This is a genomic window from Actinoalloteichus sp. GBA129-24, assembly GCF_001941645.1.
In the GTDB taxonomy this organism is placed as follows: domain Bacteria; phylum Actinomycetota; class Actinomycetes; order Mycobacteriales; family Pseudonocardiaceae; genus Actinoalloteichus_A; species Actinoalloteichus_A fjordicus.
Genome location: NZ_CP016077.1, coordinates 3350920 through 3374156 on the forward strand (window position 1 = coordinate 3350920; position 23237 = coordinate 3374156).

Here is a 23237-nt window from a genome sequence, read left to right on the forward strand (position 1 = left end):
ACGGTCCGTCAGCCGATCCGGGAGATCGCGTCGTCGATCAGCGGCAGGTAGCGGTCGATCGTCCACGGGACGGTCAGCGGATTGATCATCGACGAGGCGGTGACGAAGGGGTTCTCGTCGCTGGCCACCAGCGAGTCGCGGGAGACGGCGGGAATCGCCGCGTACAACGGCTGGCCCTCGATCTGCTCGCGGGTCTCGGCGTCCGAGTAGAAGGTGAAGACCAGGTCGCTCTCGGCGAGCTGGTCGGCCTGTTCCAGGCCGATCAACGCCGAATCGGTTCCCTCGGTCTCGGGGAAGGTCTCCACCACCGGATCGACGGTCAGTCCCAGCCTGCTCACCATCGCGACCCGTTGCTCGTCGGGCAGGAAGACGCCGAGCGTGCCGGGGCCGGTGGTGTAGACGTAGGAGAACGTGACGTCGGCGTACTCCGGGCGAGAGGCCGCCGCCTCGGCGAACCGGTCCTCGATGTCGGTGATCAGCGCCGCCGCCTCGTCGGACATGCCCAGCGCCCGGCCGATGAGCTCGATCTGCTCGTCCCAGTCGGTGCTCCAGGCCAGGCCGGGGTAGGCCACGGTGGGGGCGATGTCGTTGAGGATGTCGAACTGCTCCTGCGTGATGCCCGACCAGGGCGCCAGGATCACGTCGGGAGCGAGCTCCACGATCGCGGGGAAGTCGATGTCCTCGCCGCCGGTGAACTGCTCCGGCAGCTCCTCACCGGTTTCGGTGATCGCCTGGTGCACCCAGGGCAGGTAACCGGTCTCGTCGCTGCCCCAGTCGTAGCGTTCGACGCCGACCGGGGTGCGACCGAGGGCGATGGCGGTTTCCGCCGAGCCCTGCCCGAGCGTCACGACGCGTTCCGGACTCTCGGGGATCTCCGCCTCGCCCAGGGCGCTCTCGATCAGGACCGGGAACGTCCCGTCACCTGTGCCTGCCTCGGTGCCGCCGTTCTCAGTCGTGGTCGAGCAGCTCGCGAGTGCGACGACCGCCACGGCGATCACGGCACCTGCGGTCCGACGTCGACCCAGCGCGGAGTTCATCGATGGTTCCTCGTTCTCGTCCCAGTAGGTGATGCACGTCGGTCGGCGCCGACGGTGCACAATGCGGGTGCGGCACGCGGCGTCAGACGCCTGCGGGCCGCAATCGCACTTCATGCATGGTTGATGAAGGTTAGACTAACCTAACCGCAAGATCGGTTCGGTGGTGTCGGACGGTGGTCGGCGTCACGTGTGCCGAGGTCCGGCGACCACCGACGGCGAGCAGGCCCGTGCGGATCAGATCCGCCGGTCGGCGTCCTGCGGCGGACCGGGCTCGCGGGCGCGACGCGGCTCGTCCGCCGTCGACCAGGTGTTCCGGCCGGCGGAGTCGTCTGCCGGGGTGGCCCGCCGCTGTGCCGCTGCGGCGAGGGCGGAGCCTCGAGCCGGTGCCGACCTGAGCCCGAGTCGTCGACCATCCTCGTCAGGTGGGAAGACCGTCTGCGGCCCCATCACGCGGCTGCTTCGCCGCGCACGCGCGAATGGTCACCTCGCCGCAGCCGTGTGAACGCTCGCAGCTCGCGATCGGGTCGCGGCCACGGTGATCGAGAGCCGGACTCTCCTCGGCGGCGGCACCGGCAGCAGGCGCCGTCCTGCGCCGGCTGCCGGTCGTCGTCAGCTGCCGTCCTCCCGGTGCGCCGACTCCTCGGGCAGCACGGCGATCGCCGTGATCACCAGGCCGTCGTCGACCAGCCAGCGGCCGGTGAAGCCGGTCAGCTCACCACCGTCCCGCGTGTGGCCGGGTACCAGGAGTCGCGCCCGGAAGGTGCCGGTGTCCGGCTCGATCGTGATGTCGGCCTCCTCGAAGCCCAGCCAACGACCGGTCAGCGGGAACCAGGTCTTGTAGACGCTCTCCTTGGCGCTGAACAGGATGCGGTCCCAGTGCACGCCCTGCGCGGTGCGGGCCAGCGTGGCGTGGCGGTCGCACTCGGCGGGCAGGGCGATCGCGGCGAGCACCCCCTCCGGCAGTCGGTCGTGCGGCTCGGCGTCGATGCCGACCGAGACCACCGCCGACGTCCTGGCCACGGCGGCGGCCCGATAGCCTGCACAGTGCGTCATGCTTCCCACGATGCGCGCAGGCCACACCGGGGCGCCCCGTTCACCGGGCAGTAGTGGAGCGGGCGGCAGGCCGAGTTCCGCCAGCGCCAGCCTGGCACAGTGCCGCACGGTGCGGAACTCCCGTCGACGCTTGTCCACCGCGGCCGCCACCACCGCCTCCTCGGCCGGGAACAGCGTCGCCTCCGGTGGATCGTCCCGCCTCTCCACTGCGACGACCTCGGACGGCAGGATCTTCTCGATCACGAGTTCCCTCTCGGCAGGACGCGGCTCGGCCGCGAGCTTCATCGGTCGTGGGCACCAGCGCAGCGCAACCCTCGACGCGGCCGGTGCGGCAGGGTCGAGGGCGGCGCTGCGTCGAGTCCGGCGGTTCGGCGACCCTCGCCGGACACCGTCTCCGGCGAAGGTCAGCCGCCCGCGGGCACCTTGTCGGTCAGCTGCGCCGCGATCCGATCCATCACGGCGTCGGCGTGGGAGTTCAGGTAGAAGTGACCACCGGGATAGACGGTGAGGTCGAAGCCGCCCTCGGTGTGCTCCGCCCACCTCTCGGCCTCCGGGACCGTCACCTTCGGGTCGGCGTCGCCGAGGAAGGCGTACACGGGTGTGGCCAGTCGGGGTCCCGGCCGATGCCGATAGGTCTCGGCCGCGCGGTAGTCGGCACGGATCGACGGCAGCACCATCGCCATTATCTGCTTGTCGTCGAGCAGGCTCGTACTGGTGCCGCCGAGCTGCCTGACCGCCGCGATCAGCTCGTCGTCGCTGCGGAGATGAGCGTCCTCGCCCTGCCGCACGGTGACCGGTGCGCGCCTGCCGGAGGCGAACAGCCCGACGGGCACGACGCCGCGTTCCTCCAGGCGTAACGCCAGCTCGAATGCGACCAGTGCGCCAAGGCTGTGGCCGAACAGGCCCAGCGGCTTGTCTCGGAACGGCAGTACGACGTCCACCAGGCGGTCGGCCAGCTCCTCGACCGACTCGATCGACTTCTCTCCGAGACGGTCCTGTCTGCCCGGATACTGGACGGCGAGTGCCTCGATGCCCGGAGCCAGTCTTCGTGAGACCGGGAAGAAATAGCTCGCGGATCCCCCGGCGTGCGGCAGGCAGAGCAGCCGCGCGGTCGCCGTCGGGGTCGGATGGAAGCGCCGCACCCAGCGGTCGTTCGTGTCGCCGATCGTGGTCATGCTGCTGATGATCCTTCCCTTCAGGGATTCGTCATGGTGGATCGTCTCGCGATGATCGGCGTGGGACAAGGAGTTCGGAACCCCGGCACCCCGCGGCGGCATGCGTGATCGGGCGTGCTCTCTCCTCGTGCCAGGCGGCGTGGGGGTCGTCCGGCTGTGCAGGCCGCCCGCCGCCGACGGTCGCCGTCACCATCGGATGGGCGGCGCTACCGCACCGCGATTCGGAGGCTTCATGACCGAGCGATCTTTCGTGAGCAGACGAATCGGCGGCCGCGCTCACCGCGCTCCCGCCCGCCTGGCGCCCCTGCGGTCCGTCGTGACTCGAAGGTGCCTGCCGACTCGCCTGTGGTCGTCGTCGGCACCGTCGGCCACCGACCGTGCAGTAAAGTACAACGCTCGTGGCAATCGGGCTGCGGATGCCGGGACGAGGAACAGAGGATCAGACCATGACCAGGCGCGACGAACCCGGAGCACGTCCACGAGGCGGCCTGCCGGACAAGCGCCGGGCGATTCTGGCAGGTGCCCACACGGTGTTCGCGCGGGACGGCTACACGCGGGCGAGCGTCGACGCCATCTCTGCGGAGGCAGGCGTCTCCACCCGCACGGTCTACAACCATTTCCAGGACAAGGCAGAGCTGTTCGAGACGGTCATCCAGGAGAGTGCGGCCAGGGTCTCCGACGCGCACATCGCCATCATCGATCGCCATCTGAGCAAGGTGACGGACCTGGAGGCCGACCTCGTCGAGTTCGGCATCGCACTGGCAGGCTCCTGGTCCCATGGCTTCACCGAGCACTCCGCGCTGGTGCGACAGATCAACGCCGACGCGGGGCACCTGCCCGCCGCCGCCCTCGAGGCGTGGCAGCAGGCCGGCCCGGTGCGGGTCCGGCAGGAGTTGGCCCGTCGCCTGGCGCGGCTCGCCGACCGAGGGCTGCTGCGGGTGGACGACTCCCAGGTGGCCGCGATCCAGTTCCAGCGGCTGACCATGATCGACAGATCGAGTCGACCCGAACTCGCGAACACCGATGCGGAGCTGGCTGAGATGGTGGTCTCCGGCGTCCGGCTCTTCCTGCACGGCTGCGCGCGCTGACGTCGGGCCGAACCCGGGCCTGCGCCGATCAGGACGTCGACGTGGTCACGGATGTCGGAGCCGGGCCGCGACCATCGGGACCGGTGCGGGTCCGGCGCCTCGCGAGGTTTCCTCGTCTCGTCTGGCGCGTCGGCGTGACCTCGAGCTGAATACGCGCGTCGACGAGGTCGCAGGACGTCGGTCGGCCTGGGCCCGCCTCCCCGGTGTCCGTGTCGTGAACGGAGTCTTCGGTGCGTGCGGGGAGGAATCCGGCGGCTCTGCGGCGCGCGGCCTGCGGAGGCGAGCTCGCCTGCGCTCGCCGGTGAGCGCGAGCGGTCGTTCGCCGACGGCAGGCCGAGGCGGTGCGCCTCAGTGCGGTGACCGCAGTGAGATCGGGTCCCGGTCGCTCTCCGGCCCGCGCATCGTTCGCGCACCGCCCCGCCGCGAGGTCGCATCAGTCTGCGGGCTCGTCCTGTCGGATCGACGACGGTGGCCGAGTGAGCTTTTTGCACTAATCGTTTTACCCATTGCCGTACACGTTGTACCGTATTCCGGTGACCGAGACCCCGACCCTTCCTGCCGTGTCCCGCAGCCGTTCCATCGTGACCCTGGTGGCCGTGCTGCTCGGCTTCCTGACCCTGCCGATGCTCATGTCCGGAACCACCGTGGCGCTCCCCGCCATCGGCGTCGATCTGGAGGCCTCCGGCGCGGCACTGCAATGGGTGGTCGTCGGCTACTTCCTCGGCGCGGCCTCGCTGATGCTGGTGGCGGGTTCGCTCGGTGACCGCTTCGGTCGGCGACGGGTGTTCGCCGTCGGCGCCGCCGTGTACACGGCGGGTGCCCTGTTCAGCGCGCTGGCGCACGACATCCTGGTGTTGGACGCGGCGCGCACGCTGTCCGGCGTCGGCGCCGCCGGGGTGATGGCCTGCGGTGGTGCGATCCTGGGCGCCACCTTCGTCGGACCCGCTCGCACCAGAGCCTTCGCCGTGATGGGCACTACAGCAGGCCTGGGCCTGGCGCTGGGGCCCTCGCTGTCGGGCTGGCTCGTCGGCGAACTCGGGTGGCGCGGCACCTTCGGCACCTTCGCCGTCGTCGGTCTGCTGCTCTGGACCGGGACGCGCTTCATGGCCGAGTCCCGCTCCGCCGCGCCGTCCAAGGTGGACGTCCCCGGCACGCTCCTCTTCATCGGTGCAATGGCGCTGGTGATGTTCGGCGTCAACCAGGCTGCCGGGGCGAGTTGGGTCGCGCTCGTCGTCCTCCTCCCGATCGCCGTCGGGCTGGTGCTGTTCGTCCTCTTCGTGCTGGTCGAGCGGCGCACGCCCGCGCCGCTGCTCGACTTCACACTGCTCCGCGACCGGAGGTTCCTGAGCTGGTGCCTGGGTTGTGCCGTGCTGGCGTCGGCACCCTCGACGGCCATGATCTTCCTGCCGACCTACCTGCAGGGGGTGAACGGCGCCTCGGCGCAGGCCACCGGTCTGACCATGCTGATGTTGAGTGCACCCCTGCTGGTCATGCCCCAGGTCGGCGCCACGCTGATGAACCGCTTCGGCGTCTCGCCTCGCATCATCGTGGTCACCAGCCTGCTGCTGATCGCGGCGGGGAACGCCTGGCTCACGGTGCTCCAGCCGGGAATCGGCACGGCAGCCCTGGCAGGTCCCATGGCGACCATCGGCCTCGGCATGGGCCTGGCGGTCGGCACCGTCGACGCCCAGGCGATGAACCTGGTCGACCGGAACCGGCTCGGGATGGCGGCGGGGATCCTCAACACCGTGCGGACCGGCAGTGCGACGCTGGCCGCCACGGTCGTCGGCACCTCGATGATCACCCTCCTGCAGAGCAGGACCGGAGACGCCGACACGGCCGCCCGCATCGCGGCGGGCAACATCCCCGATGCCGAGCGCGCCGTGCACTCGGCGCAGTACACCGAGGTCTGGCACCTGGTGCTCTGGACGGTCGCGGTCGTCTGCGTCATCGCGGCGGCGACGGTGTGGACCCTGTTGATCCCGTCGCGTTCCTCGCACGACGCCGCCGACCGAGGGGCCGCCGTCGAGCTGAGTGCCGTCGAGTCGGACACCCCGGAGCGAGGCGACCCCGAGCAGGCCGTCCCCGAGCCGCAGCGAGTGTGACGCGAAGCCACGCGCCGACACCGCTCGCCACGCCGACGACCGCCTCTATCCGACTCGCTCACCGCGAACCTGCGGAGGAGCGGCTGCGCGGCGCGACGACCGCCTCGCACCCGTCCGTCGAGGCGGCCCCTCGCGGCTGCCCGTCTCCTCGGACGAGGCCGTCTGATCGAGATCTCTCCTAGGCTGCTCCGCCGGAGAGCTTCGGCCGCCCGGGGCCGGTCCGCGCCCCGCGCATCGACCACCCCGTCGCGCGCCGCCTGGCCTCGATCGTGTCGGCGTGCACGCGGCACTGCGGCCTCGGCGGTTCAGACGGTCTTGACGGCGCCGCCGTCGATGATGTGATCGGCCCCGGTGATGCTGCCCGCGATCGGCGAGGACAGGAAGGCGACCAGTGCGGCGACCTCCGCAGGCTCGACCAGGCGCCCGGTGACCATGCCCGAGGCCGCGGGCAGCCCGTCGAGCAGCGCGTCCAGCGGGATGCCCGCAGTGTCGGCGAGAGCCGCGCCGTATCCCTCGGCCGCCTCCCACATCCTGGTTCGCGTGGCGCCGGGGGAGACGGTGTTGACCCGTACGCCCTTCGGGCCGACCTCGCCGACGAGTGCCTTGCCGAAGGCGCTCAGGGCCGCCTTCGCCGTGGTGTAGGCGATCGGACCCGCATGGGGGATGCGGGCACCGTTGGAGGAGACGGTGACCACGGCGCCTCGGGAGGCGATCAGGCTGGGCAGTGCGGCCCTGGTGGTGCGGACCGTGCTGGTGAAGTTGAGGTCGAAGGTCCGTTGCCAGTAGTCATCGTCGAAGTCGACGAGCCCGCCGATCTGTCCCGCACCGTCGTCACCCCCGCCCACGTTGTTCACGAGCACGTCGATCACGCCCGCCTCGGCGAGCGCGTGCTCGACGAGACGGGCGGGGCCCTCCGGGTCGGCGAGGTCGACGGCCAGGGTGTCCGCGCCGGTCGCCGTCAGCTCCGGCGGCACCGTCCGCGACCCGGCGATCACCCGCATCCCCTCGTTCACCAGCGTTGTCACGATGGCCAGACCGATGCCGCGACTCGCGCCGGTCACGATCGCCGTCTTCCCCGCGAGCTTCAGATCCATGTGCAGCCTCCTGCTGAAATGCGACTTCCGTGACGCGATAACGGTACAAGATGCGACAATGATGTTGCAACTAGTCGTGAATGTGCAACCGCGCGGTAGTCTGCGGAGGCAGGGTGCTCGGGATGCGATGATCGAAGAAGGTCGCCTGGGCGGGTCTCGGGGCCACCGGGCCTCATCGGTGAAGGGACGCCGTGCCAGAGCCGGGCGCGGGAACGAGACGACGGGAGAGTCGTTGGACGCGACCGAGACCGCGGTGTTCGGGGGACGCGCCCACCGCGCCGACGCGGAGCGCACCGTCGCGACGATCCTCGCGGCGGCCGAGCGGGTGCTCAGCCGTGATCCCGCCGCGACCATGGAGCAGATCGCCGCCGCCGCAGGCGTGGCCAGAACGACGGTCCATCGGCGATTCGCCAGTCGAGACGCCCTGGTCAGCGCTATGAGCACCTGGGCGGCGAGTCGGTTCGCCGCCGCCGTCGACGCGGCAAGGCCAGAGGCGACTCCGCCGCTGGTCGCCTTGTATCAGGTGACCGCGAACGTGCTGCGGGTCAAGATCGACTGGGCCTACGCGATGAGCCGTCCCGCAGGGCGAGACTCCGAGATCGCCCGGATGCACACCGAGGTCGAACAACGTTGCGACGGACTGTTCCGACGCGCCGCCGAGGCAGGTCTGCTTCGCGAGGACGTCGACCGCACGTGGGCCCGACGGGTGTTCTATGCGCTCATCCACGAAGCGGCCACCGTGGGGGACGACGTGCTCGATCCCGACAAGGGTGCGCAACGAGTCGTCGACACCCTGCTGCACGGCCTCGGCCCTCGGCAGGCCGAGAGGGGCTGAGAAGTCGACGTCCGTCGGATGCGGGGCTCAGACCCGCCTGCGTCGACGCCGTGCTCCTCCGCGCGAACGGCTCGCGCGCCGTGACCGGGCCTCCACCGCGCGGCAGGGTCCCGGTCTTCCCGGCGGTGTCTACTGCCTCGGCCTGGGCGAGAACGCGACGAGGCCGCCGATTCGGGGTATCGACGGCCTCGTCTGGAAGGCGGATCGCGGATCAACTCGCGCTCCACTAAGTCATGACGCACCAGGATCGCGACAGCGGGACCGAGCCGCGTGCCTCCCGTCCTGCCACTCGTTCGCCGCCGCGATACGGGCTCCGCACCGCCTCGGCCCGTCCCCGCCAGGAGGCCTGCCGTGGTGCGGGCCGCCCGGCAGCGACGTCGACCGAGCGGTCTGCTTCGGCGGGCCGCCCGCGCGGTTCCGACGACAACCGCCGAGCGGGATCACGGGGTTCGCAGTGGAGCGACAGCCTGGTGCGCTGCGGCGGTTCCTCTGGCCTGAGCTGGACGTGGCGCCCGCGCCCTCGACGTGGCCTGCGTCGGGGCGGGGGGATCGTGTCCGGCCGGTCGCGGCCTCGTTCGCTCGGTCTGCCGGGCGGTCGGTCGCCCGGTGACGACACCCGACCGTCTTCGCGGACCCGGGAGCGTCCGAGCTCTCGCCCGCCCGCGAGAGGCCGCCTGCCGTGCTCGGTACGGCCCGTGCTGTCCGCTGCACGCCGGACGACCGGGGGCGATGCCGGTCGGGAAAAGGTCCCGGCGGCCTCGCGCCGATGTTCTCGTCGCACCACCGCTGGTACCTCCGGCTGCTCACGGCGGGTTCTCCGGCCCACCTGACACGGGACTGCGTGCGCACCACGGACGTCGCCGGGGTGCTCGTCTGACTCGTCGTCCGGTTCGGAACCGAGGCGGTCGCCCCCGCTGCCGCTCGGGCGCACCGACAACCGTCGATCCGCGATCGGATGCCCTGCGAGCCCGGCCCCCTCGCTGCTCGGCCTCGGTGGGTCGGACCCTGCCCGCGTCTGATGCGGCGAGCGGCCGGACCCGTCGACGGCCGAGGTGTCGCGGCGAGGCGACGGACGACCTGGCTGCACTGTGCGTACTGCGGCGAACTCTCCGGAATGTCGCTGGTGGTGACGATCTCTGCGGTGTCTCAAAGATCGCAGAACTCGGCGCGACCGGCTCGGGATGCATCCCGACTTCACCCGACAGGGGCGAGTGATCGTGTACCGGGCCTCCCGGTCCGCCGTCGTACCGGAGCCGGTCCTCATCACCCGCGGCCGCCCTCGCCGAGAGCGCTCTGCATCGAGTTCACGGCCGAAGCCGCCCCCCGAACCGACCACCGTGATCTCCGGCTATGCCCGGCGTCGCCGTGCGGCTCGGCGCGTCACGTGCCATGCCGAGCAGTGACCGACCGCTTCTCCAACCGACGGCGAGCAGCGCCACCGAGCGGGCGCGATCGAGTCGGTGCCCGGCCGCACCCGGCGCGCCCGTGCGGACCTCCTCGTGCGGACTCCGGGCGGGACCGGCACGCTTCCGACGTCGACGACGTGCAGTGGTCGAACCATTGACCGGTTCGGTCGGCGCTCCTTAGTCTCGGCTGGTGTGATCTCTCCTGATCGACCACCCTGATCGACCACCCTGGAGGCGGCGATGAGCAGGCGATTCAGATACCTCGGCGTGACATTGGCCTGCACCGCGCTGCTGGGCGGGCTGAGCCTTCCCGGCTTCGCGGGAAGTGCCGATCCGACCGGGGAACAGGCCCTCGGCGAGGACCTCGACCGTATCCTCGCCGACCCGAGGCTGGCCGGGGCCGCCACCGGAGTGGTGGTCCGCCGAGCCGACGACGGCGAGATCCTCTTCCAACGCGGCGCGGACGCCAATCTGCTGCCCGCCTCCAACGGCAAGCTGCTCTCCTCGGTCGCCGCGTTGGAGGCGCTCGGGCCCGACTATCGCTTCGCCACCGAGGTCCGCAGCGACGCACGTCAGATCGGTCGCGTCCTCAACGGCGACCTGTACCTGCGGGGGACCGGCGACCCCACGCTGCTCGCGCAGGACTACGCCGACCTCGCCGCCCAGATCGCCGACGCCGGGATCACCCTGGTGCGCGGCGACGTCGTCGCCGACGACACCTGGTTCGACGACACCCGCCTGGGCACCGGCTGGTCCTGGGACGACGAGCCCTACTACTACTCGGCGCAGATCTCCGCGCTGAACGTCGCGCCGGACACCGACTACGACGCGGGAACCGTCATCGTCCGAGTCGCTCCCGGCGACGAGGCAGGCGCGGCACCGGAGATCACCGTCGACCCGCCGACCGACTACGTCACCGTCGACGCTCGGGCGGTGACCGGAGAGGCGGGCAGCGCGGAGACCATCTCGGTCGAACGAGAGCGTGGCGGCAACGTCATCCGCGTCGCGGGGGCCATCCCGGCAGGGGGAACGGCCACCCAGGACTGGAGCACCGTCTGGGAGCCCACCGGGTACGCCGCCGACGTCTTCCGGCAGGCGCTGGCCGACCACGGGGTGCGCGTCGTCGGCGACGTCGAGTTCGGCACCACCCCGGAGGGTGCCGCAGTCCTGGCCGAGCACGCGTCGATGCCGCTGATCGAGCTGATGGTGCCGTTCATGAAACTCAGCAACAACGGCCACGCCGAGGTCCTGGTCAAGGCGATGGGCCGGGAACACGGCGACGCAGGCACCTGGCAGGCAGGGCGCGCCGTACTGGCGGAGAGCCTCGACGCACTAGGCGGTCCCGACTCGTCCGAGTATCGGATGGTCGACGGTTCCGGCTTGTCCAGGATGGACATGGTGACCGCAGGGCAGCTGGCCGAGTTGCTTGTGGCGGTGCAGGACGAGCCGTGGTTCGACGCCTGGCATGCGTCGCTGCCGATCGCGGGGGAGTCCGACCGAATGGTCGGCGGCACGCTGCGCAACCGGCTCGGCGGCACCGAGGCCCAGGGCAATGTCCACGCCAAGACCGGTTCGCTCACCGGGGTGACGGGGCTGTCCGGATACGTCACCGCCGCCTCCGGCGAGGAACTCGTCTTCTCGGTGGTGGTGAACAACTACCTGAGCGCGAGCCCGAAGGACGTCGAGGACGCCGTCGCATTGCGGCTCGCCCGCTACCAGGGCGCCGACGACCGGGTGTCGGATGCCGAGACGCTGTCGGTGCCCACCGCCGAGCTGCCCGAGGACGACCCGGTCACCCTGATCGACGAGTCCGCGCTGGAGTGCACCTGGGCACGGGCCTGCTGACCCCGGCGCGGCGACCGGCCGGTCCGGTGGTCGGGGACCCGGAGCGCGTGGGCACTCGCCAGCCCAGAGCCCGTTCCGGCCCAGGCGGGGATCGACCGCCCGGACGGGTCGCCGGTCGACGAGCTGCCCGACGGCCACGGCCTACCCGGCGAGGCCGCGCCACGCCGTCGGGGCCTGAGGGCGGATCATCGTGCGCCGATTAGACTCGGCGTCCTCATGGGAGCAACCCTCGTCGCCAAGGACCTCGCGGCCGGATTCGGCGATCACACATTGTTCAGCGGGCTGGATCTCGTCGTCGCGCCCGGCGACGTGGTCGGTCTGGTCGGGGTGAACGGCGCGGGCAAGTCGACGCTGTTGCGGCTGCTCGCGGGCCGGAGCACCCCCGATCAGGGATCGATCACCCTCAACCCGCCCAGCGCGACCGTCGGTCATCTGCCGCAGGAACCCGAGCGGCGAGCCGGGGAGACCGTGCGGGACTTCCTCGCCCGTCGGACCGGAGTGGCCGCCGCACAGGAGGCGCTGGACTCGGCCGTCGCGGCCCTCACCGAAGGCGCACCCGGCGCCGAGGACGCCTACGAGACCGCCCTCGATCGATGGCTGGCCCTCGGCGGCGCCGACCTGCCGGAACGGTCGGAGGAGACCGCCGCGCAGCTCGGACTCGGGGTCGGACTCGACCTGGAGATGACCGCCCTCTCCGGCGGCCAGGCGGCCAGGGCGGGCATGACCTCGCTGCTGCTCAGCCGTTACGACGTCTTCCTGCTCGACGAGCCGACCAACGACCTCGATCTCGACGGACTGGACCGCCTCGAACAGTTCGTGCGCCGCCTGCGGTCGCCGACGGTGCTGGTCAGTCACGATCGTGAGTTCCTGGCCAGGACCGTGACCAGCGTGCTGGAACTCGACCTCGCCCAACAGCAGGTGCGGCACTACGGCGGCGGTTACGACGCCTACCTCACCGAGCGGGAGCGGGTGCGTCGCCACGCGCGCCAGGACTACGAGGAATACGCCGACACCCGCGACTCCCTGGCCGCGCGCGCCCGCACACAGCGGGCGTGGATGGAGAAGGGCGTCAAGAACGCCCGGCGGAAGGCCACCGACAACGACAAGATCGGCCGCAAGTTCCGTGCCGAGTCCACTGAGAAGCAGGCAGCCAAGGCCCGGCAGACCGAGCGGCTCATCGAACGGCTCGACGTCGTCGAAGAGCCCCGCAAGGAGTGGGAACTCCAGATGTCGATCGCCGCCGCTCCGCGATCCGGCACGGTGGTGGCGACCCTGCGGTCGGCCGTGCTACGCCGAGGATCGTTCACGCTCGGTCCGGTGGACCTCCAGGTCGACTGGGCGGACCGGCTGGCGATCACCGGGGCCAACGGTGCGGGCAAGTCGACTCTGCTGGCCGCGCTGCTGGGCAGGCTCGACCCCGAGTCCGGCGCCGCCACGCTCGGCTCCGGTGTGGTCGTCGGCGAGGTCGACCAGGCCAGGGCACTGTTCTTCGGTGATCTGCCGCTGCTGGAGGCCTTCCGCAGCGAGCTGCCCGGTCCGCCGCCCGCCGAGATCCGGACCCTGCTGGCGAAGTTCGGCCTCGTGGCCGAGCACGTCTTCCGGCCCGCGTCCTCCCTCTCGCCGGGGGAGCGGACCCGCGCGGCACTCGCCCTGCTTCAGGCGCGCGGGGTGAACCTGTTGGTGCTGGACGAGCCGACCAACCATCTCGACCTGCCTGCCATCGAGCAGCTCGAGTCGGCGCTGGACTCCTACACCGGCACGCTGCTGCTGGTCACTCACGATCGGCGGATGCTGGACGCGGTGCGGGTCACGCGCCGCATCGAGGTCGCTGACGGGAAGATCAGCGAACGCGTGGTGTGACATCGCGAGGCAGGCAGTGGGCGTCGGCGGACGTCTGGAGGGGCGATGACGTCCGGCTGATCCCGGCTCGTGGTCCGCGGCGAAGTCACCATGCGGGCCGACCTCCGCTCGGCGTACGAGGGAGCCTCCACTGTGGGCTGAGGGCCGCCGGGCCGTCGTCGGGCTGGAACCGACCACTGTCGGCGGTACGACCATCTCGGGTGGCACGGCACCTGGCGCCTGCGGCCCGGCGTCGGAGCGATTCGCTGATCGAGGCTCGAGGGCCGCAGCTTCATGCACTACGTGATGGGGCTGCGTAACCATCCGTTGCGCTGTGCGCATCGTCGGGCGGTGGCCAGGACGCTCGCGATGGCGGGCGACGGCTCGTTCGCGGGCCACAGCACCGAGAGCTCTGCCGCGATCGGCGGATCGACGACGTCACGAAGGATGATGCTCGTGCCTGCCTTCGCGGCGTGCTCGGCAAACGATGCAGGGGCCAGGCCGACCTCGTGTCCGCTGGAGAGCCGGGCGAGCATGGCGTTCACCGGCGGTTCCTCGAATGCGCGAATCTCCGGTGAGAAGCCCGCTTCGTGGCACGCGGCGACGATGCCGTCGTAGTACGTCGGCGCGAGCCTGCGTGGGAACAGCAGCAGCGTCTCGTCGCGGAGGACCGTCACAGGGATCCTCGGGGCGGTAGCGAGGCGGTGGCGGGTGCTGAGGAGTGCGGAGACGGGCTCTTCGCGGAGAAGCTCGCCATCGACCCCGTCGATGGGCTGGGGTGAGAGGGCGAGACCGATGTCCAGGTCGCCTGCACAGAGCCGTTCGGGGATCTCGGAGCTGAAGAACTCTCGGGCCTCGACGGTGAAGTCGGGGTGGTCCTCCTGGAGAGCAGCCAGCAGCACCGTGAGCGTGTCGAAGCTGGTGATCGGCGTATAGCCCAGCCGAATCGTCGTCGCGATCCCTGACCCGGCCAGCCGGGTGACCCGCACGGCCTGCTCCAGCGCAGCCAGCGCGATCGGCGCCTCGCGAGCCAGCGTCCGGCCCGCGGCGGTGAGCTGCACCCGACGGCTCGAGCGCACGAACAGCGGGGTTTCGAGGGTCTCCTCGAGCTTGCGGATCTGATGGCTCAGGGACGGCTGGGAGATGTAGAGACGCATGGCTGCGCGGCCGAAGTGGAGTTCCTCGGCTACGGCGATGAAGTAGCGGAGGACGCGGGGGCTGATATCGATAGACGAATCCTATCGCTCAGCGTCCGGACAAGTCTTGGACGTCCGCCGGATGGCCGCCGTAGTGTCGTTCTCACGCCACGGAAGACGTTCCCACCCGCCCCGTCGAGTCTGGTCGGCTCTGGTCTCGGTTCGGGTGACCGGCCGGTATATCAGCCTGGTAAGGAGAGAAGCATGAACGTCACCGTGGTCGGACGAGGCGACATGGGCGGCGGGCCTGCCGACCCGTGCGAACCTGCCGGACACCAGGTGACGCGGCTGGGACGTGGCGGCGTCGACTCCTCGGAAGCGCTGCTGCTCGCGGTCCCGGGAAGCGCCGCAGCGGCGGCTCGGTCCTCCGTCTTCGGGCGTGCGGGCACGACGGTGCTCGACGCCTCGACCTCGATGGCGGTGCCCGGCCTCCGACCGGGTCCTCCTCCCACGCCCAGTACGCCGAGGCGGTGACGGGCGGGTCGACGGCGAAGGCGTTCGACGTCGACCCTCGCCTCTCTCGTCGGTCGGATAGCCGATGTCCCTGCACGGCCGAGCCACCCGTGGTCCGGTGACGAGGCAGCCCGCGGCCTGGTCCGGCAGCGCAGCCTCACCGCCGGCTGCGCTGCGGCCAGCCTGCGCGACCTGAGCATGGCCTCCACTCAGGGCGGCCCGACCCGCGTCGTATTCGCTATCGCGAAGGTCGGGCTCGGCCGGTTCGGCTGCCCGCCGGCTTCACCCGAGCAGTTCTGACTCACACCATCGAATGTTCGACTCATCACGCCGAAGGAAACATCGTGACGCGCACCGCAAAGGCCGGACTCGAAGCACTGCTGACTCCTGAGGAGAGCGTCCTAGTGCTCATCGACCGCCAGCCTTTCCCGTTCGCCAATATCGGCAGTCACCCCTACCGCGCACCGATCCGTCGATCTCGCCGACCGAGAACGCCGATGCACTGAAGGCCGCGATCGGCTGACAGGACGGGCCCGCCGTCACCCACGACGTTGCAGGCCGCGTCCGAACCTGCACCGGCGCGGTGTGTCCTACTCGTACGAAAGGGAGCAAGTCATGCAGTTCGGCATCTTCGGTGTAGGGGACATCGCCCCGGACCCGGTCACCGGCCTGCCGCGGTCGGAGGCGCAGCGTATCCAGGACACGATCCGGGTCGCGAAGGCAGCCGATGATCTTGGGTTGGACGTGTTCGCGTTCGGTGAACACCACAACCCGCCGTTCGTGGCGTCCAGTCCGCCCGCGATGCTCGCCTACCTGGCCGCCGAGACCGCACAGATCGTGCTGTCGACCTCGATCACCCTGATCACGACCAACGATCCGGTCAAGATCGCCGAGGACTACGCCTTCGTCCAGCACCTCGCAGGCGGGCGCATGGACGTGATGCTGGGACGGGGGAACACGGTGCCGGTGTACCCCTGGTTCGGGCAGGACATCCGGCAGGGAGTCCCCCTCGCTCTGGAGAACTACAACCTCCTGCACCGGCTGTGGCGGGAGGACGTGGTGGACTGGGAAGGTGACTACCGCACCGCTCTGCAAGGGTTCACGTCGACACCACGACCACTAGACGGGGTGGCGCCGTTCGTCTGGCACGGGGCGATTCGCACGCCTGAGATCGCGGAACAGGCGGCGTTCTACGGCAACGGGTACTTCGCCAACCACATTCTCGCGCCCCACTTCCACTTCAAGCCGTTGGTGGACTTCTACCGGCAGCGGTTCGAGCACTACGGGCACGGCCGCGCCGAGGACGCGATCGTGGGGTTGGGCGGGCAGGCGTTCATCGCCCGACGGTCCCAGGACGCTTACGATCGCTTCCGGCCGTACTTCGAGAGCTACCCCATGTTCCGAGGCTCCAGCCTGGAGCAGTTCGCCCAGAACACCCCGCTCTCGGTCGGATCTCCCCAGGAAGTGATCGACAAGACCCTCACCTTCCAGGAGGGTTTCGGTGACTACCAGCGGCAGCTGTGGGCGATGGATCTGGGGTCCGTGCCCGTGGACGTCGCACTGGAGCAGGTGGAACTGCTCGCCACCGAGGTCGTTCCGGTACTCCGCAAGGAGATGGACGCACGGCGTGCGGCCGGCGTCCCGGACGCGCCCACCCACGCCTCCCTCGTACACGCGGCGTACGGAGACGGACAGCCTCGGCAGGCCCGGCCTCGCCCGAACACCGGCGACAACACCTCCGGCGCGTTGCCGTATCTCGACAGCGACCCGGCCAAGCCCGCCGACCTGCCGAGGCCCTCATGAGCTTGGGAGAGACGCCCGTCCATCTCGTGACGGTCAGCGCCGGGACCAGCGAGCCGTCCACGACCCGGATGCTCGCCGACCGAGCCGCCCACGCCGTGGTCACCCGGCTTCGCGAGTCCGGTCGGAACGTGACCACCCGGACGATCGAGATCGCCCCGATCGCGGCTGAGGTCGCACAAAGCCTGGTCAGCGGGCTACCAGGCGACACAGTCCAGACCGCGATCGAGCAACTCGCCGACGCCGACGCGCTCATCGTCTCCACACCCGTCTACAAGGCAGGGATCAGCGGGCTGTTCAAGTCGTTCTTCGACCTCGTGGACAACGACCTCCTCATCGCCAGACCGGTACTTCTGGCGGCGACCGCCGGATCGCCCCGGCACGCGATGGTCGCCGACGACCACCTCCGACCACTGTTCGCGTTCCTGCGCGCGATCCCTGCACCCACCTCCCTGTTCGCCGCCCCCGAAGACTGGAGCTCGGGGGAGACCACCGCGCGCATCGACCGCGCCGCGCGTGAACTGGTCGCCCTCGTCGTGAGCGGTGTCGGACGGCACATCGCAGGCGCCGGTTGGCACGGCTACCAGCACACGTTCGGCGGGAACGCCACGAGGGCCCAGCGCACTGCGGGCGACATCGATCTCGACACGGATCTGATGCGACTAGCCCGAGGTGAACGATGACCGCAGGCCTCCTCGCCGTGCCCTCCGGTCGCGAATCCCCAGCCGGGTCGATATGCCGTCGGTGCCGACCGCCGGCTCGACATCATGAACCCGACAGCCGAGCCCGGCGTGATGCGCGCGCGACTGTGGTGGCGATCGGTGCCGGGCAGCCCGCCGGACCTGGAGCTCCTCGCTCGGCGGGACCCGGTGGTGTGTCGATGTTCCGATCACCCCTCCTCCGAGTCGGTGCTGGACTCCGACACCGGCACGCTGCTGGTCACCCACGATCGCTGGATGCCGGATGCGGTGCGGGTCGTGCGCCGCACCGAGGTCGCCGACGGGACGATCAGCGAACGCGTGGTGTGACGGCAGCGGGGATCGCGCTCCGCACGTGGCCGTGACCATCGCCGCTCGTTCATCCTGCCGATGCGTCAGATCGCCATAAACTGCGGGTATGAGTGCCAGGTCGACCTCGGCTCCCGCCCGCTACGCCGTCGTCACAGCGCCCGGCGTCCTGGAACTCCGGACCGCTGCGGGGCCGCCGGAACCGGCGGCCGACGGAGTCGTCGTGTCCATCACCTACTGCGGCGTGTGCGCCACCGACACCCATGCCTTCACCTCCGGCGGGCTCATCCCGCCCTCGGTGTTCGGACATGAGTGGGCGGGCACCATCACCGCGGTCGGGGACGAGGTCACCGGCCTGGCGGTGGGGGATCGGGTCGTCGCGGGCGTCGGCCCGGCGTGTGGTCACTGCGCGCAGTGCCGCGCAGGCCACCCCGAGCACTGCGACACGGCCTTCGCCGAGGCGAACGGGGTCACTCCCGACGCCCCTCGGCACGGCGGCTTCGCGACGGATCTCGCGGTGAGCGCCCGACGGGTCGTCCGGGTGATCGACGGGCTCGACGAGGAGCAGGCCGCCCTCGTGGAGCCCACCGCCGTCACCTATCACGCGGTCAAGCGGGCTCGGCAGCCCTTCGGGGCGATCGTGGTGGTGCAGGGGGCGGGCCCGATCGGCCTGCTGACCGCGCAGCATGCGCGACACGCGGGTGCCGGGGTGGTGCTCGTCGTCGAGCCGTCCCCCGGTCGCCGGGCGACGGCGCAGGCGCTGGGCTTCACCGAGGTCCATGAACCAGGGGAGGGGTTCGTCGCCCGGCTCCGCCAGATCACCGACGGGCTCGGCGCGGACGTCGTCTACGAGTGCAGCGGAGTGGCCGACCTCCTCCAGTCCTCGGCGGAACTTGTGCGGCGCGGCGGGCTGCTGGCGCTGTTGGGATATCCGGTGACGTCCTCCGACGTTAGCTACGGCGACTGGCAGTCCCGTGAGCTGACGGTGCTGGGGTCGCTGGCGTACAACCACGAGGACTTCGTGGGCGCCATGCGGTCCATCGCCGGTGGTTCGGTGCGGACCGAGGAACTGCACACCGGGACCGTCGGGCTGGACGATCTGTCCCGGCTGCTGGAGGAACTCGCCTCCGGGCAGAGCCGCCACGCGAAGGTGTTGGTCGACCCGCGACGGTGAGCGGCTTGTCGCTCACGCGACGGTGAGCGGCTTGTCGCTCACGCGACGGTGAGCGGCTCGCCGCTCGGGGCATCGGCGGCTCGGCTCGGGTTCGTTCGGTCCCGGGGGCAGGGGCTGTTCTGGCAGGTGGCGGCCGTGGTGCGCTCGCTCGACGTCTTCGGAGGTGCTCATTCGGCGGGCGGGAGAGGCGGCGATGACCGGTGGGGGGTCCGATCATCGCCGCCGAGTCGACCCGACCGTCGACATGCGGCCACGCTGTTCGTGCGGGAGAACGGTGGTCATACCGTTCCGCGATGCGGACGCCATTCTCGGGTGGGCGCCGGGGAGGTCGTCCGATCGCGAGGCACGAGAGCGGGCCCGGTTTCTCAGGCCGCCGAAGCCGATCTCTCGTCCGCGCCGATGTCGAACAAGCCCGCAGTGAACTCTCCGACCTCCACCGATGCGGACGGCTCATGGCGTTTCGGCTGGGCCTGTCTCTGCACCTCGACCTCCGTTTCGTACTTTGCGTAGTCAATCAACTACGCTGGGGAGCATTGGGGGTTTCCGGTGGGTCGGCAACTCGGAGTCCCTCCTTTCACCCGCTCGGGCCACTGAACGGGCGATGTGTCTGCCGGTGTGACGCCGTGTCGTCGAGATTCGACGCGAAACGCAGCCGTGGTGAGCGGCGGTGACGTGAGGCAGGGCGCTGGTCGGCGAATTCGCTCGAGGCCTCCCGCCGCGTTCTGGCTGATCTCTGGTGCGGCACTGACCGACTTCTATTGCGACGACTGTCACCATTGCTTCAGTTTCAATTAAAGTTAATTCTCCAGAGCTCAAGAAGACGACAAAACGCGCATCGACAAGACCGAGGCCGCTTCGCGAAGTCGCCGTCGGCGGCGGGCTGACCTGTGCTCCTCGAAGTGGACCGTCGAAGCCGCAGCCAGCTCGACCGCAAGATCGGCGAGCAGGCCGGACCGGCCGGTGCACGCCGCGCGGGCCCGGGCGGCGGTGTGGTCGATTCGGCGCGAGCCCGGTGCTGGCCCGACCGTGAGAAGACGGGACCGCTGCCTGATCCGCCCGGTCGACCCGCCTCAACGACGAGGCAGGCGCGCCGTGCCGCCCGCGCCGGGACGTCTGCCGTGCCAGGCGTCCCGCAGGAGAGCATCGAGCAGTTCGGCATCGACGGGTCGCGGGTTGGGATACGGGGTGGCGACCGCCAGTCGGGCGGCCTCGCGCAGGTCGACTTCGGCCATCCCCAGCTCACGCAGCGAGGTCGGGCCGCCGAGCGAGCCGATCAGATCCGCCAGACCGCTCGGTGCATCCGGCACACCCATGGCTGCGGCGATCCCGGCCATCACCTCGGGGACGGCCGGTGCGTTGAAGGCCGTCGCGTGCGGGAGGACGACGGTGTGGGTCGGCGCATGGGACAGGCCGAAAGAGCCGCCGAGGACGTGGCAGAGCTTGTGGTGCAGGCCCATGCCCGCAGCCGCCAGACAGGTGCCCGCCAGCCACGCCCCTTCCAACAGATCCGCCCGCGCCGCGCCGTCGGCGGGCTCCTCGGCGACGACGGGCAGGGCCGGAACGATCAGGCCGATCGCGGCGTGCGCGACGGCATCGATCAGGACATTGGCCTGTGGCGAGTACAACGCCTCCACCGCATGCGCCAGCGCGTTGACGGCACTGGTGATCGAGAGATCGACGGGCAGCCCCAGCGTCAGGTCGACGTCGTAGAGGACGGTCTCGGGGAGGAGGTCGGGGGAGGATCGGGTCGTCTTCCGCCCGTCCGCCGTCTCCCCGAGCACCGAGGTCACCTCGGAGCCTGCGTACGTGGTGGGCACGATCACCTGGGGCAGGCCCGTGCGGGCCGCCACCGCCTTGGCCAGTCCGGTGGCGGTGCCGCCGCCGATCGCCACCAGGCAGTCGACGTCGTGTTCCCGCACGACCGCCAGCGCCTGTTCGGTGATCTCGACCGGGGCGTGCATCGTCGCGCCCGCGAACTCGGCGACGAGCAGCGGACCGAGGGCATCGCGAAGCCGGTCCGTCGACCGGCGGGACGGTCCGCTGACCAACAGGACCCGGCGGGCGCCGAGCCGCGCTGCCTCCTCGCCGAGTCGACCGACGACACCTGCGCCGAAGATCACCCGACTCGGGGTCGACGTGTGCACGAAGGTTCGCATCTCTGTCCTCCGATCGAGCGACCTGCCCGGCATTCTCCGGGGAGCAGTGAATTCGTCGACGACCCGGCCGGACCGTCGACGAAGCGGACCGAGGATCAGGTCCGTGCCCAGCCGAGTTCGGCGAGGCGCGCCATCACGGGGCCCGGCCTGCCGCAGGCGGGCATCCGACGGCCGGCCTGCGGCCCGCCTGCGCTCGGCTCAGTCGTCGGTCAGCCAGTCGCGCGCCGCCTGGAGGCCGGTGACGGTGATCTGATGGCCGCCGGGATGTCGATGGGTCGACACCTGAGCCGAGTTCTCCGCCAACGCCGTGACCAGCCGATCGGCGGCGGGCAATGGTGCCATCGGGTCCTGCTCGCCGTTGGACAGCAGCAGTCTGCTGCCGCTCAGCGATTCCTCCGGGGCCTCCGACAGCGGCATCATCGCCGAGAACAGCACCGCCTCGCGCAGGCTGGCGGGCCGGAGCAGTGCCACGGCGGCGGCGATGTTGGCGCCGTTGGAGAAGCCGAGCGCGATCAGCCTGCGATCGGCGAGCCGGTAGCGGCGCCGGGCGTCGTCGACGAAGTCGGCGAGCTGGTGGGCGCGGGCGATGACGTCGGCGGTGTCGAAGACGCCTTCGGCGAGCCTGCGGAACCAGCGGGCCGCGCCGCGCTCGGTGACCGGACCGGCGGGCGCGATCAGCGGTGCGGTCGGGCTCAGCTCCCGTGCCAGGCCGACGAGGTCGTCCGGCCCGCCGCCGGTGCCGTGCAGGAGTAGCAGCACCGGCGCGTCCTCGGCACCGGGATGGAACCGGTGGCGGAGTGTGCTGTCCGCGCCCCTCACGTCGTCGCCGAATCTGCGGCGGTGTGCGCGCCGAGCGCTGCGGCGGTCGTGGTCGTCTCGGGCGCGAGGCGCTCCGACGCCTCGGCCGCCGACACGGTCGAGGCGAGCCGCTGCGGGTTGTTCTCGGCGGGCAGGTTCAACCGGGGCAGCATCGCCTGGATCTGCTCGCGGTCAGGCTCCAGCCAAGGCGGGAGCCGCAGGGCGCGGCCCAGTTCGAGCAGCGGTTCGTCGGCGGTGAAGCCGGGCTCGTCGGTGGCGACCTCCAGCAGGGTGCCGCCCGGCTCCCGGAAGTAGATCGAGCGGAAGTACTGGCGGTCCATGATCGAGGTGACGGACACTCCACGGTCGAGCAGCTCCGCCCGCCAGTCGACCTGGGTGGCGGCGTCGGGGACGCGCCAGGCGACGTGATGCACGGTGCCTGCCGCGACCAGTCCGCGCTGCGCGGTGGGCGTGACGAGGACGTCCACCAGGGCACCTGGTCCGCCGTCGCCTGCGGCGAACCGCAGTCGATCGCCGTGTTGGCTGGTGAGCCGGAGACCGAGGTCGTTGACGAGCATCGCCGAGGTCGCGGTCTCGTCGGTCACCGAGAGCGTGACCGAGTGCAGGCCTCGGACGGCGTGTTCGACCGGGATCAGGCCGTCGTCCCAGGGTGAGCGGGGGTCGGGCTGGGTGTGCGCGACGAGGGCCAGCGCGAGTCCGTCGGGGTCGCGGAAGGTCAGGACGGTCTCCTCGTCGCGGTGCTCGAGTCCGTCGACCTGCACACCGTGGTCGGTGAGGTGGGTGCGCCACCAGCCGATCGATGCCTCGGGGATCGAGAACGCCGTGGCCGTCGCCTGCCCGGTGCCGTGTCTGCCTCGGGGAGCGCCCTTCCAGGGGAAGAAGGTCATCAGCGAGCCGGGGCGGCCGGACTCGTCGCCGTAGTAGAGGTGATAGGTGCCGGTGTCGTCGAAGTTCACCGTCGTCTTGACGATGCGCAGTCCGAGCGCCCGCAGGTAGAAGTCGACGTTGCGCTGCGGGTCGCCGCCGATCGCGGTGACGTGGTGCAGGCCGCTCGTCTGTATCGCCATGGTGATGCTCTCCTGGGCGTCGATGGTCGAGCCTGAGGGGTGTGACGGTTTTCCCCGCGGGGCGAGGTGGGGCAAGGCGGGGAGGGTG

18 protein-coding genes are annotated in these 23237 nt (G+C 70.7%); 10 read left to right on the top strand and 8 right to left on the bottom strand.

Features of this window, described 5'->3' with window-relative positions; genetic code table 11:
• Nucleotides 1-8 precede the first annotated feature (8 nt).
• The 3 genes from UA75_RS15065 to UA75_RS15080 all read right to left on the bottom strand — a co-directional run bounded on the left by UA75_RS15065 (nt 9) and on the right by UA75_RS15080 (nt 3265).
• Nucleotides 9-1037, bottom strand: a complete 1029-nt coding sequence (locus tag UA75_RS15065) for an iron-siderophore ABC transporter substrate-binding protein (RefSeq protein ID WP_075740790.1) — start codon at nt 1035-1037, stop codon at nt 9-11.
• A gap of 609 nt (nt 1038-1646) precedes the next feature.
• Nucleotides 1647-2375 carry a 4'-phosphopantetheinyl transferase family protein gene (locus UA75_RS15075; RefSeq protein WP_198043030.1) on the bottom strand — a complete coding sequence of 243 codons (729 nt, stop codon included), beginning with the start codon at nt 2373-2375 and terminating at the stop codon, nt 1647-1649.
• Nucleotides 2376-2494: 119 nt separating this feature from the next.
• Nucleotides 2495-3265 carry a thioesterase II family protein gene (locus UA75_RS15080; RefSeq protein ID WP_075743831.1) on the bottom strand — a complete coding sequence of 257 codons (771 nt, stop codon included), beginning with the start codon at nt 3263-3265 and terminating at the stop codon, nt 2495-2497.
• A gap of 446 nt (nt 3266-3711) precedes the next feature.
• Between UA75_RS15080 and UA75_RS15085 the strand changes: the two genes are divergently transcribed.
• Complete coding sequence (locus UA75_RS15085; RefSeq protein WP_075740792.1) at nt 3712-4353, top strand: TetR/AcrR family transcriptional regulator; 642 nt, start codon at nt 3712-3714, stop codon at nt 4351-4353.
• 533 nt (nt 4354-4886) lie between these two features.
• Nucleotides 4887-6458: an MFS transporter gene (locus tag UA75_RS15090; RefSeq protein ID WP_075740793.1), complete on the top strand. Its 1572-nt coding sequence runs from the start codon at nt 4887-4889 to the stop codon at nt 6456-6458.
• A 305-nt stretch (nt 6459-6763) separates the two neighbouring features.
• Here UA75_RS15090 and UA75_RS15095 read toward each other — a convergent pair whose 3' ends face one another.
• Complete coding sequence (locus tag UA75_RS15095) at nt 6764-7552, bottom strand: SDR family oxidoreductase (protein WP_075740794.1); 789 nt, start codon at nt 7550-7552, stop codon at nt 6764-6766.
• A 232-nt stretch (nt 7553-7784) separates the two neighbouring features.
• Between UA75_RS15095 and UA75_RS15100 the strand changes: the two genes are divergently transcribed.
• From UA75_RS15100 to UA75_RS15110, 3 genes are all read left to right on the top strand, one after another.
• A complete protein-coding gene (locus tag UA75_RS15100; protein WP_232237764.1) occupies nt 7785-8387 on the top strand; it encodes a TetR/AcrR family transcriptional regulator in 603 nt (200 codons plus the stop codon).
• Nucleotides 8388-10033: 1646 nt separating this feature from the next.
• Complete coding sequence (gene dacB, locus UA75_RS15105) at nt 10034-11638, top strand: D-alanyl-D-alanine carboxypeptidase/D-alanyl-D-alanine-endopeptidase (RefSeq protein ID WP_083683211.1); 1605 nt, start codon at nt 10034-10036, stop codon at nt 11636-11638.
• A gap of 216 nt (nt 11639-11854) precedes the next feature.
• Nucleotides 11855-13498, top strand: coding sequence for an ABC-F family ATP-binding cassette domain-containing protein (locus tag UA75_RS15110; RefSeq protein WP_075740795.1), 1644 nt, complete (start codon nt 11855-11857; stop codon nt 13496-13498).
• Nucleotides 13499-13776: 278 nt separating this feature from the next.
• On the opposite strand, the gene UA75_RS15115 is transcribed toward UA75_RS15110, so the two are convergent.
• On the bottom strand, nt 13777-14706 hold the full coding sequence (locus UA75_RS15115; RefSeq protein ID WP_318533311.1) for a LysR substrate-binding domain-containing protein: 930 nt from the start codon (nt 14704-14706) through the stop codon (nt 13777-13779).
• A 171-nt stretch (nt 14707-14877) separates the two neighbouring features.
• Here UA75_RS15115 and UA75_RS15120 point away from each other — a divergent pair, with 171 nt between their 5' ends.
• From UA75_RS15120 to UA75_RS15140, 5 genes are all read left to right on the top strand, one after another.
• Complete coding sequence (locus UA75_RS15120; RefSeq protein ID WP_075740797.1) at nt 14878-15147, top strand: hypothetical protein; 270 nt, start codon at nt 14878-14880, stop codon at nt 15145-15147.
• 594 nt (nt 15148-15741) lie between these two features.
• Nucleotides 15742-16929, top strand: coding sequence for a CE1758 family FMN-dependent luciferase-like monooxygenase (locus tag UA75_RS15125; RefSeq protein WP_075740798.1), 1188 nt, complete (start codon nt 15742-15744; stop codon nt 16927-16929).
• Nucleotides 16926-17609 carry a CE1759 family FMN reductase gene (locus UA75_RS15130; RefSeq protein ID WP_075740799.1) on the top strand — a complete coding sequence of 228 codons (684 nt, stop codon included), beginning with the start codon at nt 16926-16928 and terminating at the stop codon, nt 17607-17609. Before UA75_RS15125 ends, UA75_RS15130 begins: the two co-directional genes overlap by 4 nt.
• An 84-nt stretch (nt 17610-17693) precedes the next feature.
• Nucleotides 17694-17954, top strand: coding sequence for a hypothetical protein (locus UA75_RS15135; RefSeq protein ID WP_075740800.1), 261 nt, complete (start codon nt 17694-17696; stop codon nt 17952-17954).
• Between the two features lie 88 nt (nt 17955-18042).
• On the top strand, nt 18043-19107 hold the full coding sequence (locus UA75_RS15140; RefSeq protein WP_075740801.1) for a zinc-dependent alcohol dehydrogenase: 1065 nt from the start codon (nt 18043-18045) through the stop codon (nt 19105-19107).
• Between the two features lie 1070 nt (nt 19108-20177).
• Here the strand turns inward: UA75_RS15140 and UA75_RS15145 are convergent.
• The 3 genes from UA75_RS15145 to UA75_RS15155 all read right to left on the bottom strand — a co-directional run bounded on the left by UA75_RS15145 (nt 20178) and on the right by UA75_RS15155 (nt 23149).
• On the bottom strand, nt 20178-21263 hold the full coding sequence (locus UA75_RS15145; protein ID WP_075743834.1) for a maleylacetate reductase: 1086 nt from the start codon (nt 21261-21263) through the stop codon (nt 20178-20180).
• Nucleotides 21264-21461: 198 nt separating this feature from the next.
• Nucleotides 21462-22082, bottom strand: coding sequence for an alpha/beta hydrolase (locus UA75_RS15150; RefSeq protein ID WP_075740802.1), 621 nt, complete (start codon nt 22080-22082; stop codon nt 21462-21464).
• A complete protein-coding gene (locus UA75_RS15155; RefSeq protein ID WP_083683212.1) occupies nt 22079-23149 on the bottom strand; it encodes a ring-cleaving dioxygenase in 1071 nt (356 codons plus the stop codon). Before UA75_RS15155 ends, UA75_RS15150 begins: the two co-directional genes overlap by 4 nt.
• Nucleotides 23150-23237: the final 88 nt, after the last annotated feature.

What these genes read in the sequence shown, in the direction of transcription:
- dacB (WP_083683211.1), top strand. Translation starts at nt 10,034, where the DNA reads ATGAGCAGGCGATTCAGATACCTCGGCGTGACATTGGCCTGCACCGCG.
- UA75_RS15110 (WP_075740795.1), top strand. Translation starts at nt 11,855, where the DNA reads ATGGGAGCAACCCTCGTCGCCAAGGACCTCGCGGCCGGATTCGGCGAT.
- UA75_RS15145 (WP_075743834.1), bottom strand. Translation starts at nt 21,263, where the DNA reads ATGCGAACCTTCGTGCACACGTCGACCCCGAGTCGGGTGATCTTCGGC.
- UA75_RS15075 (WP_198043030.1), bottom strand. Translation starts at nt 2,375, where the DNA reads ATGAAGCTCGCGGCCGAGCCGCGTCCTGCCGAGAGGGAACTCGTGATC.
- UA75_RS15135 (WP_075740800.1), top strand. Translation starts at nt 17,694, where the DNA reads ATGAACCCGACAGCCGAGCCCGGCGTGATGCGCGCGCGACTGTGGTGG.
- UA75_RS15140 (WP_075740801.1), top strand. Translation starts at nt 18,043, where the DNA reads ATGAGTGCCAGGTCGACCTCGGCTCCCGCCCGCTACGCCGTCGTCACA.
- UA75_RS15085 (WP_075740792.1), top strand. Translation starts at nt 3,712, where the DNA reads ATGACCAGGCGCGACGAACCCGGAGCACGTCCACGAGGCGGCCTGCCG.
- UA75_RS15080 (WP_075743831.1), bottom strand. Translation starts at nt 3,265, where the DNA reads ATGACCACGATCGGCGACACGAACGACCGCTGGGTGCGGCGCTTCCAT.
- UA75_RS15130 (WP_075740799.1), top strand. Translation starts at nt 16,926, where the DNA reads ATGAGCTTGGGAGAGACGCCCGTCCATCTCGTGACGGTCAGCGCCGGG.
- UA75_RS15120 (WP_075740797.1), top strand. Translation starts at nt 14,878, where the DNA reads ATGAACGTCACCGTGGTCGGACGAGGCGACATGGGCGGCGGGCCTGCC.
- UA75_RS15095 (WP_075740794.1), bottom strand. Translation starts at nt 7,552, where the DNA reads ATGGATCTGAAGCTCGCGGGGAAGACGGCGATCGTGACCGGCGCGAGT.
- UA75_RS15155 (WP_083683212.1), bottom strand. Translation starts at nt 23,149, where the DNA reads ATGGCGATACAGACGAGCGGCCTGCACCACGTCACCGCGATCGGCGGC.
- UA75_RS15065 (WP_075740790.1), bottom strand. Translation starts at nt 1,037, where the DNA reads ATGAACTCCGCGCTGGGTCGACGTCGGACCGCAGGTGCCGTGATCGCC.
- UA75_RS15125 (WP_075740798.1), top strand. Translation starts at nt 15,742, where the DNA reads ATGCAGTTCGGCATCTTCGGTGTAGGGGACATCGCCCCGGACCCGGTC.